This is a genomic window from Ensifer oleiphilus (assembly GCF_013371465.1).
Taxonomy (GTDB): Bacteria; Pseudomonadota; Alphaproteobacteria; order Rhizobiales; family Rhizobiaceae; genus Ensifer; species Ensifer oleiphilus.
This window is the reverse complement of record NZ_JABWDU010000005.1, coordinates 111,171-128,163: the sequence shown is the minus strand read 5'-3', so window position 1 is coordinate 128,163 and position 16,993 is coordinate 111,171. Positions and strand designations below refer to the sequence as shown.

Below are 16,993 nucleotides of genomic sequence, written 5' to 3'. Positions count from 1 at the left end.
AAAGCCCGCCTTTCCGGCGGGCTTTTTGCTATCCGATCTGCCGCAGAAATAATCATTCGACGTGATAGCGTAGCGTGCCGACCGACCAGCGGATGCCGCGTTTGTCCAGGTCGTCAGTCCAGGCCTGCTGCAGCCGCGAGACGATTTCGCTTAGCGTTTCTCGCGCACTGAGCTCGATCTTCAGCCCTCGTGTTTTCGGCGCAACGTCAGCCAGATCGACGGCGTCGCTGACCACCAGCGCAACGAATGCACTCTCTCCTTCTCCCGACGCTTCGAAGTCGAAGCCATAATATTCGTCCGGTAACGTCAGTGGCACGTTGGCGGCAAGCGGCGTAATCTTCTGCGCGAACTCATTGGGAAAGATCTGGGTTGCGGCACCATTCGCGCCGACATCGAGAAGTATGAGACTTCCGGCAACCTTGCTTGCGACCGTCAACTTGAACACGTCACCGGCTTTCATCGTGGTTGGCCGGTCGATGCTGATACGCACGTCGCCAGCATCGGCCTTGCCGACGATATCGCCGACCGCATCGACTGCATTTGCAACCTGATAACTTGTCGGGGCGGCACCATCGGCGGCAACGGGCTGATATCGTGCCGGCGCTTCAGTCCCTGCCTGTACCGGAACGACCGCACTGGCACCGAGGTTCTGCGCTTTCGTTTCAAATTGTGGGTCGAGCGTCTCGCATTTCTGCTGCGATGCGCAAAAAGCGGCAGATTGCGCCGCGACATATTCGAAAAGTTCGGCGTTACTGGTCAGCCCATTGGCGTTGGCGTCTGCCGACGCCCCCACTTGCCCCGCGACATAGGCTTCCGTGAAAACGCCGTGGCGCCTTTCGATCGGCAGCCTCACATCGTCCCACGCCACCTGGTAGGGTGCGCTTGCACTCCAGGCGGCGATACCGCTCTCTTTGGCGCGGCCGGGCTTGTCGACGACACCAAGGTCGATGCGAAGCCCACGTGTCAGCGCCTGTTCGACCGGCTTCGCCTCGGGCCGCGCCAAGAAACGGGCGCCGTCGATGCCGGCGGATACCTCCCCCGACAGCGACCGCGAAATCGTGTCCGAGTGACACGCATCGATCACCAGGGTCACCGCCCTGCCCTTCAAACGGTCGAGAATGGCATCGAGATCGTCATCGGTAACGGCACCGTCCCAATCCTTGGTCCCGGCGACCACATCGAAGGGCGCCAGCGCCTCATCCAAACCGTCAGCCTCGTCGCCATCGATATCGGCGACCTGGAGACCGTGACCTGAATAGTAGAGATAGGCACGGTCTCCGGGTTCTGTTCCCGCGATCAGCCACTCCTCGACCGACGACAGGATGGTCGCGCGCGTCGCCTGCCCGTCCTTCAGGACGCGAATGGCAGAACGATCGAAGCCGAGAATGCCGGCCAGCAGCCCCTCCATGGCAACAAGGTCGTTTTTCGGCCCGTGCAGGAACAGCTTGGGCGGCAGGTTATGGTAGCTTCCGATCCCGATCAGCAAGGCTCGGTCCGCAGCCAATGCGGGCGAACCCATCCCCAAGCCGACAAGCGGCAACAGCAAAGACCAGGCCCTGATGTCGACGCTCATTGCCCGCGCTCCCGGGTGTAGAGCGGCTGGATCGCGACGGCACTGTCGGTTCCGTCCAGCCGTTCTTCCAGGAGACGCAAAAACCTGGACGCGTCTACCCCAGGGCTCGCGAGGGCAGCAGCCACCGCATCGATCGGAGCGTTCGTCGAGACGACCACCAGATGATCGGCGCCGAAAGGCTTGACCACTTCCAGGTCCGTCAGCTTGAACACATGGCTGCCGGAGCCAGCGATCTGGGCATCGAGCAGTTGGACTTCCCCGGTATTTGCGAGATTGACGACCAACATGTTCGCGTATCCGGATTGCGGCGCATCGAAATTCAGGCGATCCCCTGACGAATAGATGTCCTTGGCCGGCGTCAGCGAGACTTTGCCGGGGTTCTGCGCGGCGAGAGCCTTCAGGAAATCGAGGAGGATGAACTTGTCCACCACCCCCTGCACCATATCGGGGGCAACGTGTTCGCCCGCGACATCGCCGTTCGGCGTGTAGAATGTGCCGCTGACAGCATCCCATCGATAGGGGACGCCGCTGCCACCGACATTCTGAAGCGTCAGCGACACGCCATCGACGCTGAGCGCCAGCTTGCCCGTCCACCCCATGTCCCGGGCCGGTTTCAGCTTTACAGACCGGCGAGTTGCGGCAGCACTGTTGCCTGCGGCCAGCGTAGCACTTCTGGGCAACGACAGGACGATTTCCCTATCTGATCGCGGAATCTGCGGCGTAAAGTTTGGCACTTGCAGAGCCTCGGATTGGAGCTTGACGTTGGAAAACACGTAATCCTCAAGCTCGACCCGCGAGATCATACTGTCACCATCACGATCGGCAGCCCCCTCAAGCGCACGGGCGAAACTCCAGCTCAGCGCGCCCCTTGGCTCGCCTTCGATCACCACCTCCGGCGTTGGCTGGCTCTCAAGCGATGCGGCAAGGATTGTCACCTGCGCCAGATCCTCGTCTTTGACCGCGGCGCCGGAAACCGCCTCCTGCGATGGCGGCGGCAATTGTGCCCGCACCGTCGGCGCAAGCCGCGTCTTGCCGGAGATCGACCGATTCATACCGCCGGAGTAACAGCTGTCGGAAACGAACAACACCTGGATGCCCTTGGCCTCGGCTTCGGCGAACCAGGCATTGAGCTCATTGTCGACGATGATCTCCTTCGCCGTCTCCGCGGCCCGGCTGCGATCGAAACCCGGAAGCTCCAAAAATTCGTCCAGCCCATCCGGCTCGCTGCCGGCAACAAGCTCCGGCATCTGGGCGCCATGCCCGGCATAGGTGAAGATGATCGTGTCGCCTGTTGTTGCGGCCGTGACAAGCTCCAGCCACGCGGTACGGATCGCGCCCTTGGTCGCCTGCTCGTTGATGAATTCGCGGATCGTGCCGACATCCGCCGTCTTCAACGCCTGCACCACGTCACGCGCATCCTTGGCGGCGCCGTCGAGGCTCACTTCATGTGGATAGATATCGACGCCGACGACAAGCGCTGACGTGGCGGCCATGGCGGGCAGAGCCGACACCCCAACGATCACGCTCGAAATCAGAGCCTTGTGAAGCACCGTCTATTTCTCCACATCAACTTCAACCCGGCGATCCAATTGGTGCAGCATCGCTTCGTCATAAGCGCTCGGGTCATCCGGCTTGAACGGCTCTTCCTCACCCTTGCCGACCGTGGTCCAGGTGCCCTTGTAGCCAGCGTCCACGAGATAGTGCGCGAGAGCTTCGGCACGCGCCAGCGACAACGTCTTGTTCGCTTCTGCGCTGCCCACCGGATCCGTGTGGCCAATCAGGGTGATCGACGCGGGTTTTGCCGATTTCAGGCACTCGAACAGATCCTTTGCTGATTGCAGCCCTTCAGGCGTGAACTCGGCAGTCCCGAAAACATAGCGAACCGGCGTCGCCTTCTTACGGATCGATACGCCGCGATAGGAAAATTTGCAGGCGCCGCGCATCGCGAGCTTCACCGGCCTGGCTGCAGCAAGCCGCATCTCCGAGGCAAGCCGGTCGAGGCGCAGAATATAGGCATTGTCCGGCGCCATCCAGTCCGGGGTCAGCTGCTCGTTGGCCGCATCCTCAAGCGCCTGCTGGTAATAGGTCGCCGCGCTTTCATATTTCTTTCGCGCCCGATCGATATCCCCGAGCGCGTCGAGGATCTGCCATGGTCCACCGCCATCGTTGCGCACCGCTTCAAGCTCAATTTGGAACGTTTCAAGGGGCGCGCCACCTCCGACCGCGTTGGCAATGCGATTGAAAGTCGCAAGCGCCGCCACGCGCCGGGTAAGCGCTGCCTCCGTATCAGAACAAGCTTTCGTGCTCTGCTGCGCGGCAGCCGACCGTGCCCCGGCCTCGTCGCCCTCGTTGAGGGCCTCGGAGGCTTTGGCCAGCGCGTCACAGGCGCTGGCCTGGTTGGCGAGCGGCAACAGCACGGCGGAAGCAAAGATCAATCTTTTAACCAGCTTTCCCATTGCCTTAGCGCTATTCCCTGATCTCGAACGTTACCATCTGCACGCTGCTCGCTCCGTTATCCGCCTGCGCCTTCTTGGCGAGGTTGACCGCCAGCCCGCGGGTCGGCGGCAACTTCGATTGGGCGACATATTCGCGTGCCTTCTCCAATGTGAGCTTCTGCTCCGCCAAGCCGCCCACCCGGCAGAAGGCAAGCATGGTTTCGGCGGGCGCTGCCGTATCGAAGGTCAGCGTACCGGTCCCAGGCTGCGGGATCAGCCTGCTTTCGCCGGGCTGCAGCGTCGTGTTGCCGATCATCTCGTCCGGGATGACTTCGACATTGCCGTTCTCCTCGACGTAGAGGATCTGCAGTTCGCAGGCCTGATTGACCGTGAGTTCGAAGGATAGCTGGTCGCCGACCTTGGCCGTCGTCGTCGGCACCTTCAGGGCAAGCTTTAGCTTGCCGCCGTCCGCCGTCTCCTGCTTGCGGTAGTCCGGCACCGCCGCAGCCACCGACTGCGGCATTGCCTCCGGCTGCTGCTCGGCACCGGCAACGACGATTGCGCTGGTATCCAGCGGGCGACGCTGGACGAGCGGTTCCAGCAACAGGGCATATTGCTGCTCGACCTCGTTGCGCGGAACGGTTCCGCCGGCCTCGAGCGTCGTGACCCAATCCAGCCCGAGGCGCAGGACATTCACATCGGTCACCCGCTTGACCGCTTCGGAAAACTGCTGCGGCGTCATGTCGAATTCCGCCGCCAGACCGTCGAAGTCGAGTTCGTCTTCATACTTGTCGGCGAAATAGGTGACGATCTCCGCGTCGCCGGGTGCGTGCTTGCTCTGTAGTCCGCCGTCCGGTGTCGGTTCAGTCACTTCCAACTTCTGCAGCGCCCCGACGAAGCGCTCGCGATCCTTGCGATAGGCCTCATCCAGTTCCTCCTGCTTCACATACATCGCCAGCAGCACATCCTGCTGATCCTTGCTGAACAGCGTTGACGTGGCGATGTGGTCGCGCAATTGATCGCGCTTCGACAGAATGCCATCGGCGTGGCAATCGAAGCAGGATCGGGCATTGACGATCTCGACCCCTTTGCCGATCGGCCGCTCGCGGAACGAGACGATCGTCGTGGGCCCGACATCGAGCTGTTTTCCCGCTGCGGTCGACAGATAATAGCCCTGCAAACCGTTGGGCAGCGAAAAGATCATTTCGCCGCCATCGTGTTCAAACGGCACAAGACCGGCATCGAGTGTGCCCAGTTCCTTCGGCCCATGGGGAAAACGCTTCAGCACCTGTTTGCCGAGATCACCAGCGAAATCGTAGGATTTCCAATAGTATCCGCCAAACGGCATGTCGTGCCGCTCAAGCATGCGGTTGTGGTCCGAAACACCCGAGGACCCATCGGCAAATCCGGCGCGTAGAACGTTGCGCCGCCTTATGTTGTCGTCCACATCGATCTTGAAGCGCGTTTCCAGCTCGCCGATATGCGTCGGCAACTTCATCAGCCTGTTGTAAATCTCCGGCCGGGCACCATTGCTCATGAACCAATCGATGCGCATGATCGGCAGCTCTGTCTGTGTCTCGGTGGAGAGCGCCTGAAGCGAGGTATCACTCTTCGGATCGACGCCGTAGAAGTAGCGTTGGACCAGGAAATCATAGTCGGCGGCATCCCACTGCAGGTCGCGCAGATCGACACGCACGAGCAGGCCGTTGGTGCCGTCCACCTCCGCCGGCACGACAAGCTTCGGACCATAGGACAAGGAGTTCAGCAGCTTCTTGAAGCCGCCCGCCAGCACATCCATGCGCTTCATGAACGTGGCGTCGTCTTCGCAACCCATCATGCCGTTATATTGGTCGCGGTAAGAGAAGTAGCGCACGTGCCGACGATCGAGTGCGCTGACCTTGGAGATATCCTTGAGCGCCGCTTCGACGAACTGGTCGTAGGATAGCATCGGGCGCGATCGATCCGGCTTGGCGGCCGCCGTCTGCGGCAAGTTCTTTTCACTGAGCGAATTGATCCAGTCCTCGAGCACCTTGACCTCCTCCTCCGCCGGTCGCTTGCCAAGCGGCATGCGGCCGCTCGTGACCGAGGTGAAGAGGCGTGATTTAGCAGCGTTGCCCGGCGTGACGAAATTGGCATCGGCGGCGATCGATGTCAGTTCCCCTGCGGGGTAGCTGCCTTGAGAACTTTCCCCCGGACCATGGCAGTTGCGGCAGTACTTGCCGATAAAGGCATCCGCCTGTTGGGCGAGTGCCGCATTGTCGCCAGAGAATGCAGCCGAGGCGGTGGTCTCCTTGCAGACTGCCGTGACAGACTGCGCCACCGGCGCCGGTGCCTTGACCTCACGATCGGACAGAAATGCATAAATCGCGCGGCGATCGTCGTCGCTGAGCGCCGAAAGTCCCTTGGCGATGCGCCGCATGACGGGATCGCTGATCGGGGCGCCGGATAGCTTCTTGCCTTCATCGATGAGGCCCGTGGTAAACACCTCCGGCGCAGCAAGCCCCGCCATCTTCGCCCTGCCGATATCGGGTGCGACCGCGCCGGTCAGCCCCTTCTCGCCCTGATAGGCGTGTTCCAGGTCAAGCCCATAGGTGGTCGTACGCGGCGTGTGACAGTCGCCGCAGCCGCCAACATTTTCAACGAGATAGCGGCCGCGCTCCATCTGCGTCTCTTCGCGCGACTGATAGGCCGGAACGTTAAAATTGCTGCGTTTCCATAGGGTTATCGTCGTTTGCCGACTAAAGGGAAAAGCGATCTCATGTTCCTTGGAGGCCGCATCCGACTGCGGCAAGGTCTCCACATAGGCTTTGATATCAAGCACGTCCTCCGGCTTCATCCCGCCATAGGACGTGTAGGGCATGACCGGATAGAGATTGTTGCCGTCGCGGTCGAGCCCGACCATCACCGCATTGAGAAACTGGGCATTGCTCCAGCCCCCGATACCGTTGGCATGGTGCGAGATGTTCGGCGCATAGAAGGTTCCGATCGCCGTGTTCATCTCCATGCCGCCGGACAAAAGCTCGGTTTCATCGCCCGAGCCATGGCAGGCACCACAGCCGGCTGCGTTGAACATGTACTTGCCGTTTTCGATATTCGCCTTGTAGGTCGAGAAGGCGTCCTCGGCAAAAGCGTCGCGCGCCGATGCGGCGCCGGGACAGAGCATTGCGGCCAACAGACCGGCAGCCAGCAGCGATCCGTTCCTCTTGCGGATGCCGGCACTTGACGAGACGTTCTCTCGCATTTCACGCAGGTTGCGCATGGCCGTACTCCCTCAATCGAAAAATCTTCAATTAAACTGCTATCGAAACTGAAACTGTTCGAACTCCACGCGGAGCGGCTTCTTTCCAAGCTCTTTCAAGCCCTTGACGATCGCCTCCCTCAGCGGCGCCGGGCCGCAGAACCAAAGGTCGGCCTCGGCCGGGTCAATGAGGCTGCCTGCTGCAAGCTTGGCGGCGTCCAGCCGTCCATCCCTGGCCGAATCGTGCAGCACGAAGCTGAAGTTGCCGAGCTTTTCCGCCTGTGCCTCGAAGGTTTCAAGACCGATCGCTTCCTTTCGGTCGCGCACGCAGTAGACCATGTGGATGTCCTGGCCCTCGTCGCCTTTCAGGTGCCGGGCCATGGCAAGGAACGGCGTCACACCAATGCCGCCCGCAAGCCAGATCTGTTTCTTGGCACCGCGGCGATGGTTGAACCGGCCATATCCCCCCTCGAGCTTCAATTCGTCACCAACGGCGACGCTATCGCGCAGCGCCTGGGTATAGTCGCCGAGCGGCTTGATGGCGAACCGCACCGTGCCGTCGCCGTCGATGCCTGCGATCGTGAACGGGTGCGGCTCGCGCAGACCCGTCTTCAGCACACGCAGGAAGCCGAATTGCCCTGGCTTGGCGCGAAGTGCCCGCCACTTCGGACGCGCTGAAATGATCGTTGCGCCTTCATGCCTGACGACATCGGAAACCTCATAGCGACGTGTCCTCAGCCAAGGCAGAAGCTGCGTGTAGGCGTAGCTGAGGATCCCCAATGCCGCAAACCCGTTGAGATAGATGGCCAGCAAGGCCGTGCTGTCATAGGGACGCTTGATGAACATCTGGTGGAACGCGACGAGCACGAACAAAAGCCCGATGAACCGATGCGTGTAACGCCACAGATGGTAGGGAATCTCGATCCTCGTCTTCGGAATGATCTTGACGAGGCTCAGAACAAGCAGCGCCACCAGTGCGTAGAAGGCATATTTTCCGGCAGACGCCGCAAGCTGGTTCAAGCCGCTCGGAAACGACAGCCCCTTGAAATCGGGCGTCAGGAAATAGTGGATGAGGATGAGCACCAGCACGCAAATGCCGATCCGGCGGTGAAGGTGATAGATGCGGTCGAGCCCGCCGAACAGCGGTTCGATAACGGGCGGACGCGCCGCCATGAACTGCGCGATTGCCATGCCGACGAAGGCCATCGAGGACGCCATCAGCGAGAATGTCGTCTGTCCGTTGGTATGGCTGACCGCCGGGACGGCAAGCAGCCCCGCAAACGCAATCAGCGACCAGACCAGAAACGCACCCACCTTAGCCCAAGCCCCTCAACGTCGATGTCTGACGTCCTTTTTAGAGGAGACTGACAAGCCGTCTCCCCTTCGTCAACATCATTCAAGGCTGGAACGGCCGATAGACCAAATTTATTCAGGTCATTGAAATCTAGAGCTTTTACTGATTCCTGACTATGGGCACGGTTAGGATAATCCTTCCTGATTAGACGCCCTCGGTTCGTTTGCCATCGCCCAGAAATTATGGCAAGCTCTGATATATCAGAAGCCAAGAGGTGCGCATGACGGTTCATTCCCAGGCCCACCTCGCCTATCTCGCGCTTGAGCGACTGATCGTGACGCTGAAGCTTCCGCCCGGCATGTTGCTGACGGAAAGACAGTTGATCGAGCTTGCCGGGCATGGCCGCACGCCGGTGCGTGAAGCCATTCAGAAACTTGCCTGGCAGGAATTGATGGAGGTTCTCCCGCGTGTCGGCTTGCAGATAACGACGATCAAGCCGGAAGATCGGCTGCATCTGATGCAGACACGTCTGATGCTGGAACCGCTTGCAGCTGCCCTGGTCGCGGAGCACGCCGACACAGATGCACGGCGAGCAATGGGGGAATGCGCCGCCGAGATGCGCCAGTGTGCCAGTGCGGACGATCTCGAGAGGTTCCTTGTCGCCGACAAGGCCTTCGACGAACTGATGGAAGAGGCCTGCCCAAACAGGTTCCTGACCGCTTCCCTCGCCCCGCTGCAGACCCACGCCCGGCGCATCTGGTTTGCTGGCGCCTCCGTCGAAAGGATGCGCGGCTCGGTCGAACGCCACGTCGCGGTGATCGACGCCATCATGCTTGCCGATGCCGAGGGCGCGGCCGCCGCCATGTCATCACTGATGACCTACCTGGCGCAGGATTAGCCCTTCAAGCACCCGTCAGCATGCTGCCGGTCTTCAACCGGCGTACATGCCAGTCAAAGGCTTCCTCGAGGATATGCGGCGTCTGTCCCGCCCGCGTTGCCACCGCGCGCTTGAAATAATCCGCCAGAAGCTCGCGATAGGCCGGGTGGCAACAATTGCGGATGATGACCGGCGCGCGTTCACGAGGCGCCAGTCCGCGCAGGTCGGCAAGCCCATGCTCGGTGACGAGGATATCGACATCGTGTTCAGTGTGATCCACATGGGAAACCATCGGCACCACGGATGATATGGCTCCGCCCTTGGCAACGGATTTGGCGACGAAGATCGACAGGAACGCATTGCGGGCAAAATCGCCCGAGCCGCCGATGCCGTTCATCATGTCGGTACCGCCGACATGGGTCGAGTTGACGTTTCCGTAAATGTCGAACTCAAGCGCGGTGTTGATCCCGATGACGCCCAACCTGCGGATGATCTCCGGGTGGTTGCTGACTTCCTGCGGCCGCAGGATCACCTTGTCCTTATAGGCGCGGATATTGCGGAAGACCCGATCGGCCCAGGTGCTGCTGAGTGTCATCGATGCAGCCGAGGCGAAGCTCAGCTTGCCGGCCTCGAAAAGCTCGAATGTGCTGTCCTGCAGCACTTCGCTGTACATGCGCAGATCGTGGAACGGGCTGTCGGCGAGGCCGCTCAAGACCGAATTCGCTATGACGCCGATACCCGCCTGCAACGGGTTCAGCGTCATGTCGAGCCTACCCTTGCGCACTTCGTCCTGAAGAAAGCCGATGAGATGCCCGGCGATCGAAATGGTCTCGGCGTCCGGCGGCGAGATGCGGGCAGTGCTGTCCTGCTTTTCGGTGATGACGATCGCTGCAATCTTGTCCGGCTCTATGGGGATATAGGGTGAGCCGACGCGGCTGTCGCAGGCGACGACCGGGATCGGCGTGCGCGACGGTCGCTTGGCCGGAATGTAGATGTCGTGCAGCCCTTCGAGCTCTGGGCTGTGGCTGAGATTGAGCTCGACAATCACTTTCCTGGCGAGGATCGCGAAGCTTGCGGAATTGCCGACCGACGTCGACGGCACGATGCCGCCGTCCTCGGTAATCGCAACCGCCTCGACAACGGCGTAGTCGATCGGGCTGATCTGCCCGGAGCGGAGTTGTTCAACCGTTTCCGACAGGTGCTGGTCGATGAACATGACTTCGCCGCGGTTGATGGCAGCGCGCAGCACGCGATCGGATTGGAACGGCAGGCGGCGCGCAAGAACGCCCGCCTCCGTCAGCATCTTGTCGATGTCGTGGCCAAGAGAAGCTCCGGTCATCAGGGTGATACGAAACTTCTCCTTGGCCGCCCGCTGCGCCATGGCCAGCGGCACGGCTTTCGCATCGCCGGCTTTGGTAAAGCCGCTCATACCGATCGTCATGCCGTCCTTGATCAGGGCTGCCGCCTCCTCCGGCGTGACGATCCGGTCATGTAACGACTTGCGGCGAATTCTGGTTTCAAGGCTCATCAGCCACTCCCTGCAAGGTCCGCCATCGCCGGAACATCTCTGGCACGGACGCTTTTATTGGTGCGCTCGCTCCGACTGGCTACGGTCGCGCGCCATGTCAAAATGCTGGGGAACGATAGTGCCTGATGCCGGCCGCCGGTACGCTGATTGATCAGAGCGGAGCTGCCGGAAACGCATAGCTCGTCCTCCGGTCACGACCGTCGCACAGATGTGAAAAAGGCGCATCTGGTGACGCGCCTTTCAAAATGCTGCGATGATGTTTCGTCTCTTGTCGCCCGTTAGCCGACGAAAGCCCGTTCAATGACAAACTCGGCCGGCTTGTTGTTGGCTCCCTCGGTCAGGCCAGCAGCCTCAAGGATTTCCTTCGTGTCCTTCAACATCGCCGTCGAGCCGCAGATCATGCCGCGGTCGATCGCCGGATCGAGCGGCGGAAGCCCGAGATCGGAGAAGAACTTGCCGTTGACCATCAGGTCGGTCACGCGGCCCTTGAACGGGTAATCCTCGCGCGTCACCGTCGCATAGTGGCGAAGCTTGTCGCCGACAATCTCGTTCAGGAATTCGTGGTTGCGAATCTCGTCAACGAGATCGAAGCCGTATTTCAGCTCGGCCACGTCGCGGCAGGTGTGCGTGAGGATGACTTCCTCGAACTTCTCATAGGTCTCCGGGTGGCGGATCAGGCTGGCAAATGGCGCAATGCCGGTGCCGGTCGAGAACATGTAGAGCCGGCGGCCGGGAACAAGTGCATCCAGAACAAGCGTCCCGGTCGGCTTCTTGCGCATCAGCACCTTGTCGCCCGGCTTGATCGCCTGCAGGTGCGACGTCAACGGGCCATCAGGAACCTTGATCGAGAAGAATTCCAGTTCCTCGTCCCAGGCCGGGCTGGCGATCGAGTAGGCGCGGTAGACGGGTTTGTCGCCGACCATCAGACCAATCATCGCGAATTCGCCGGAGCGGAAGCGGAACTCCGCAGGACGGGTCATGCGGAAGCGGAAGAGCCGATCCGTATAGTGGGTGACGCTCGTCACCGTCTCGACGAAGACACCTGCGGGTGCTTGGATCGCGAAATCTTGCGTTTTTGCCGGAGCATTCATCGTGGCTACAGTCCTGTAAATGATGACCCTGTCTATCAACAATACGTGGATATTCCAAGCCGCGCTCAACGGGAAGGAATTCCCTTCCAAATATAATCGCTTTCGCGCAATTCGGCGTGCTTCACACTGTCGCGGTCAGCACAGCCTTCAAGAAACACGCCGCCAGCTATAGGACCGTGCGTCTGCAGAGGGCCGCGCCGTCGGCTGGTAATGATTGGCGATACCCGGCAACCGACCTTCCGTCAGACGCTTCAGGGCCGTTCCATTGGTTACCGCGAAACTATCGATACCGCAACGCAGCATCAACGGGATCTGATCTATCAGCACATCGCCGACTGCCCTTACCTCGCCTGCAAAACCAAGCCGCGCGCGCAACAGCGACGCGTGGCTGAATGCCCGTCCGTCATTGAAAGCCGGGAATGCAACGGCAACCAGCGCAATGCGGTCGAGATGAGGCTCCAGTTTGGTCACGTCATCCGCCGGAGCGACGACAACCCCCAAGCCAAAATCGTCCGTCTCAGCCACCTTGGCGAGAAACGCCTCGAGACCGAGGATCGCCTTTTCGTTCGAACCGGCCTTGGTTTCCTCGTTTTCGATGATCCAGGGATCGTCGCTGACGAAACCGGTTTCTTTCCAGATTTTTGTCATGTCCGTTCCTTAGCCCCTCACGCGGCTTCCTGTGCACTGCCGCCGTAAAGCGCGTCCTTGAAGGGTTGCGGGCCGACACGACGGTACGCCGCAAGGAACGTCTCCGACTGGTCGTTTCGCAGTCCGAGATAGGTATCGACGATCGTCTCGATCGCGTCGGTAACCTTTTCCGGCTCGAAGCCACGGCCGATGATTTCACCGATCGACGTGTTCTCGTCGCCGGAACCGCCAAGCGTGATCTGATAGAGTTCCGCACCCTTCTTCTCGACACCGAGCAGGCCGATATGGCCGACATGGTGGTGGCCGCAGGCATTGATGCAGCCGGAGATCTTGATCTTCAGTTCGCCGATTTCTGCCTGGCGCTCGGGCGCGCCGAAGCGGGTCGAGATTTCCTGCGCGACCGGAATGGAGCGTGCGTTTGCAAGCGCGCAGTAGTCGAGCCCGGGACAGGCAATGATATCGGTGATCAGGCCGGCATTGGCCGTCGCCAGACCGGCAACGACGAGCGCCCGGTAGATCGGTTCCAGATCGGCCAGCGCCACATGCGGCAGGATCAGATTCTGCTCGTGGCTGACGCGGATTTCGTCGAAGGCATATTCCTCGGCGATATCGGCAACCGCTTCCATCTGAGCGTCGGTCGCGTCACCCGGAATGCCGCCGATCGGCTTCAGCGAGATCGTTACCATGCCGTAGTCAGGATGCTTGTGCGGCTGGACGTTCTGGTGAACCCAGCGCGAGAACTCCGGATCGGTCTTCTTCCAGCGTGCCAGGCTCTCCCAGCCTTCCGCGCGCGGCTCCAGCGCCGGAGGTGCGAAATAGGTGGAGATGGCCTGGATATCGGCTTCCGGCAGCTTCAGCTCCGTATCCCTTAACGCTGCGAATTCTACTTCGACCTGACGGGAAAGCTCTTCGGCGCCGGTTTCGTGAACAAGGATCTTGATGCGTGCCTTGTACTTGTTGTCGCGGCGGCCATGCAGGTTGTACACGCGCATGATCGCCGTCGTGTAGGACAGAAGATCTTCTTCCGGCAGGAAGTCGCGGATCTTCTTGGCGATCATCGGCGTGCGACCCTGTCCACCACCGACATAGACGGCAAAGCCGATGCGGCCGTTCTCATCCTTCTTCAGGTGCAGGCCGATGTCGTGCACCTGGATCGCGGCGCGGTCGCGCTCGGCGCCGGTGACGGCAATCTTGAACTTGCGTGGCAGGAACGAGAATTCCGGATGCACGCTCGACCACTGTCTGAGGATTTCCGCATAAGGCCTTGGATCTGCAACTTCATCAGCTGCCGCGCCAGCGAAATGGTCAGCCGTGACGTTGCGAATGCAATTGCCCGATGTCTGCAGCGCATGCATCTCCACACTTGCCAGTTCGTCGAGGATATCCGGGGTGTCGGAAAGGCGAGGCCAGTTATACTGAATGTTCTGGCGCGTGGTGAAGTGACCATAACCGCGGTCGTACTTGCGGGCGATATGGGCAAGCATGCGCATCTGGCGGCTGGACAGCGTGCCATAGGGGATTGCGACGCGCAGCATGTAGGCATGCAGCTGCAGGTAAACGCCGTTCATCAGGCGCAGCGGCTTGAAGGCATCCTCGGCCAGCTCGCCGCTCAGGCGGCGTTCGACCTGATCGCGGAACTGATCGACTCGCGAGGAAACGAAGGCATGATCGAATTCATCGTAGCGGTACATGTTTTGTCGGTTCCTCAGGCAGCAAAGTTCGGGCCGGCGAGGCCATTATATCCGGCGGCATAGGGGATCGAGGGGCCTTCCGCGCGGATGCGTTCACGCATGCGCAACGGCCGCAGCGTTCCGTTGACTTCCTCGACATCGACGACATTGGCATCCACCACCTTGTTGTCGTCGAAGGCAAGCTTGCCTGTCGCTTCGAGCGCCGTGACCGCCTCGGCATGGCGGGCAATGAAGGCCTGCTGGAGCGATTCGACCCAGTTGCCCGAGGCATCCAGCCAGACGGAAATGCCATCCGAGAGCCGATTTGCCGTCAATACCTTGTTCACCATGACGTTTCCCTTAATTCACAAGCTGTTCGCTGCGCGCAGCGGCAGCTTCAATCATTGTTGCCGTGCGCTTGCCGGCCACCAGCGGCTCGGAGCGCTCGAAATTCGCGCCTGCTACGGCATCGCCGATGATGACCATGACCGGTCCGGAAAGCTCGGTGCGGCCCTCGAGATCCGGCAGGTCCTTGAGCGTGCCATGCAACAGCCTGCGGTCAGCGCGGCTGGCGTTTTCGATCACCGCCACGGTTGTTTCCGCGGGCAAGCCCGCCTGCATCAATCGGCCGGCAACCGAGGCCGCGACGGTGCGCCCCATATAGACGGCAATGGTCGCACCGGACACGGCAAGGCGCGCCCAGTCCGGCAACACTTCACCGGTTAGATCATGGCCGGTGGTGAACACCAATGACGAGGCGACGCCGCGCAATGTCAACGGCAATTCGAAATCAGCGGCGGCGGCAAAGGCAGAGGTGATTCCCGGTACAATCTCATAGGTGATATCAGCCTCGCGTAGCGCGGCCATTTCTTCACCGGCGCGACCGTAGACAAGCGGATCACCGGATTTCAGGCGAACGACGCGCTTGCCCTCGCCTGCAAGCTTCACCAGCAACTGGTTGATCTCGTCCTGCGACTTCGTGTGGCAACCCTTGCGCTTGCCGACCGAGAGGCGCTCGGCATCGCGGCGGCCCATATCGACGATCGCCTGCGGCACCAGCGCATCATAGACGATTGCATCGGCTTCCATCATCACTCGCTGCGCCCTGAGTGTCAGCAAATCTTCAGCGCCCGGCCCAGCGCCGACGAGCCAGACGTGACCGGAGGCTGCCTGTGCCGTGTCGAGCAGACGGGACGCTTCGCGGCGGGCGGCTGCGACATCGCCAAGCGCGACCTTGTCGGCAACCGGGCCCTGAAAGAACCGACGCCAAAACTGGCGGCGCGCCACACCGCGCGGCACGAGCCGATCGACGGCACCGCGGTAGCTGGCGGCGAGCGTTGCCACAAGCCCGAGCGACGGCGACAGCATCTGATCGATCTGGGCGCGGATCATCTGCGCAAGCACCGGACCGGCGCCTTCGGTGCCGATCGCAACGGCAACCGGGGCGCGATTGACAAGCGCAGGCGTAAAGAAATCGCAGTAATCGGGCTGGTCGACGGCGTTCGCCGGAATTTTCTGTTCGCGCGCGGCAACGACGATCTCGCGATCTTGCCCTGCATCGCCGGTCGCGGCAAAGACGAGGATCGCGCCTTCAAGCTGTTGCGGAGCGAAGGCGGCGCGCACGGTTTCGATCGCGCGCGCTCTCAGGAATGTGGCAAAGTCAGCCTCCGGCGCGTCGGCATAGACGACGATCGTGGCCTCGGTGTTGAGCAACAACCGCACCTTGGCAAAGGCCTCGTCGCCATTGCCGAATACCGCCACGCGCTTTTGCGCGACGCGAAAGAATGCGGGGAAGACGGAGAGTTGCTGCGGCATGGTCTTGCAATCTGTTCCTTCTACAGGCTCTGCCCAATATCCCGCATAGCCCACAGCAATTGAAGAAACAGAAATTTCAATGGCTTTGAGGTCCCGTATTGTTTTGCTCGACCACGCAGCATTTTGAGCAAATCTCTCCGGGAGCATAGTGCGATGCTTGCTGTCGGCAGCCATTGCACCCAAGGGGTAACCTCCGTTAAATGCCGCAACGCATTTGCCGGAGACCGAAGACATGACGCAATCCGAACTGGCCGAACGGCTGCTCGACGTGATCGAACAGGATATCCTGCCCTTGACGGAAAAGGGTGTGGCCGCCGGCAACAAGGTGTTTGGCGCGGCAATCCTGCGCAAGTCCGATCTTTCTCTCGTTCTCGCCGAGACGAACAACGAGACGGAAAATCCGCTCTGGCACGGCGAAGTGCATACACTCAAGCGTTTCTACGAGATGGCGGAAAAACCGGACACGCACGACCTGATCTTCCTGTCCACGCACGAGCCCTGCTCGATGTGCCTGTCGGCAATCACCTGGGCGGGCTTTGACAATTTCTACTACTTCTTCAGCCACGAAGATTCGCGCGACAGCTTTTCCATCCCGCACGACCTGAAGATCCTGAAGGAAGTGTTTCGGCTCGAGCCCGGCGGCTACGCGCAGAACAACGCGTTCTGGAAATCGTCGTCGATCGCAGCCCTCGCCAGGGACGCAGACCCGGCAACGCAGGAGAAACTTGCAACCCAGGATGCTCGCATCCGCGGCCGCTATCAGCGCCTGTCCGACAGTTACCAGTCGGGCAAAAGCGACAACGCCATTCCGTTGAACTGATCCC

Annotated in this window: 13 protein-coding genes; 2 read left to right on the top strand and 11 right to left on the bottom strand. The window is 60.8% G+C overall.

The genetic code is table 11. The features are described 5' to 3' along the window. Positions 1–52 precede the first annotated feature (52 nt). Genes HT585_RS20195 through HT585_RS20175 form a run of 5 tightly spaced genes read right to left on the bottom strand, consistent with a single transcriptional unit; the run spans position 53 to position 8,560 of the window. Positions 53–1,573, bottom strand: a complete 1,521-nt coding sequence (locus HT585_RS20195) for a caspase family protein (RefSeq protein ID WP_176354649.1) — start codon at positions 1,571–1,573, stop codon at positions 53–55. Continuing rightward, positions 1,570–3,123 carry a caspase family protein gene (locus tag HT585_RS20190; protein ID WP_176354648.1) on the bottom strand — a complete coding sequence of 518 codons (1,554 nt, stop codon included), beginning with the start codon at positions 3,121–3,123 and terminating at the stop codon, positions 1,570–1,572. Before HT585_RS20190 ends, HT585_RS20195 begins: the two co-directional genes overlap by 4 nt. 3 nt (positions 3,124–3,126) lie before the next feature. Then, positions 3,127–4,008 carry an OmpA family protein gene (locus tag HT585_RS20185; RefSeq protein ID WP_176354647.1) on the bottom strand — a complete coding sequence of 294 codons (882 nt, stop codon included), beginning with the start codon at positions 4,006–4,008 and terminating at the stop codon, positions 3,127–3,129. Positions 4,009–4,039: 31 nt separating this feature from the next. Continuing rightward, on the bottom strand, positions 4,040–7,267 hold the full coding sequence (locus HT585_RS20180) for a c-type cytochrome (RefSeq protein ID WP_176354646.1): 3,228 nt from the start codon (positions 7,265–7,267) through the stop codon (positions 4,040–4,042). A gap of 39 nt (positions 7,268–7,306) precedes the next feature. Further along, positions 7,307–8,560, bottom strand: coding sequence for a ferric reductase-like transmembrane domain-containing protein (locus HT585_RS20175; RefSeq protein ID WP_176354645.1), 1,254 nt, complete (start codon positions 8,558–8,560; stop codon positions 7,307–7,309). A gap of 260 nt (positions 8,561–8,820) precedes the next feature. Between HT585_RS20175 and HT585_RS20170 the strand changes: the two genes are divergently transcribed. Further along, a complete protein-coding gene (locus HT585_RS20170) occupies positions 8,821–9,438 on the top strand; it encodes a GntR family transcriptional regulator (RefSeq protein WP_176354644.1) in 618 nt (205 codons plus the stop codon). Positions 9,439–9,442: 4 nt separating this feature from the next. On the opposite strand, the gene scpC is transcribed toward HT585_RS20170, so the two are convergent. The 6 genes from scpC to cysG all read right to left on the bottom strand — a co-directional run bounded on the left by scpC (position 9,443) and on the right by cysG (position 16,169). Continuing rightward, positions 9,443–10,945, bottom strand: coding sequence for a succinyl-CoA:acetate CoA-transferase ScpC (gene scpC / locus HT585_RS20165; protein WP_176354643.1), 1,503 nt, complete (start codon positions 10,943–10,945; stop codon positions 9,443–9,445). 278 nt (positions 10,946–11,223) lie between these two features. Beyond that, positions 11,224–12,036: a ferredoxin--NADP reductase gene (locus tag HT585_RS20160; protein WP_176354642.1), complete on the bottom strand. Its 813-nt coding sequence runs from the start codon at positions 12,034–12,036 to the stop codon at positions 11,224–11,226. Between the two features lie 147 nt (positions 12,037–12,183). Further along, positions 12,184–12,684 carry a DUF934 domain-containing protein gene (locus tag HT585_RS20155; RefSeq protein WP_176354641.1) on the bottom strand — a complete coding sequence of 167 codons (501 nt, stop codon included), beginning with the start codon at positions 12,682–12,684 and terminating at the stop codon, positions 12,184–12,186. Positions 12,685–12,701: 17 nt separating this feature from the next. Further along, positions 12,702–14,375, bottom strand: coding sequence for a nitrite/sulfite reductase (locus HT585_RS20150; RefSeq protein WP_176354640.1), 1,674 nt, complete (start codon positions 14,373–14,375; stop codon positions 12,702–12,704). A 14-nt stretch (positions 14,376–14,389) separates the two neighbouring features. Then, entirely contained in the window at positions 14,390–14,704 is a 315-nt protein-coding gene (locus HT585_RS20145) for a DUF2849 domain-containing protein (RefSeq protein ID WP_176354639.1), read from the bottom strand. A gap of 10 nt (positions 14,705–14,714) precedes the next feature. Next, positions 14,715–16,169, bottom strand: coding sequence for a siroheme synthase CysG (gene cysG / locus HT585_RS20140; RefSeq protein ID WP_176354638.1), 1,455 nt, complete (start codon positions 16,167–16,169; stop codon positions 14,715–14,717). 232 nt (positions 16,170–16,401) lie between these two features. Here cysG and HT585_RS20135 point away from each other — a divergent pair, with 232 nt between their 5' ends. Then, complete coding sequence (locus HT585_RS20135) at positions 16,402–16,989, top strand: deaminase (RefSeq protein WP_176354637.1); 588 nt, start codon at positions 16,402–16,404, stop codon at positions 16,987–16,989. Positions 16,990–16,993 lie beyond the last annotated feature (4 nt).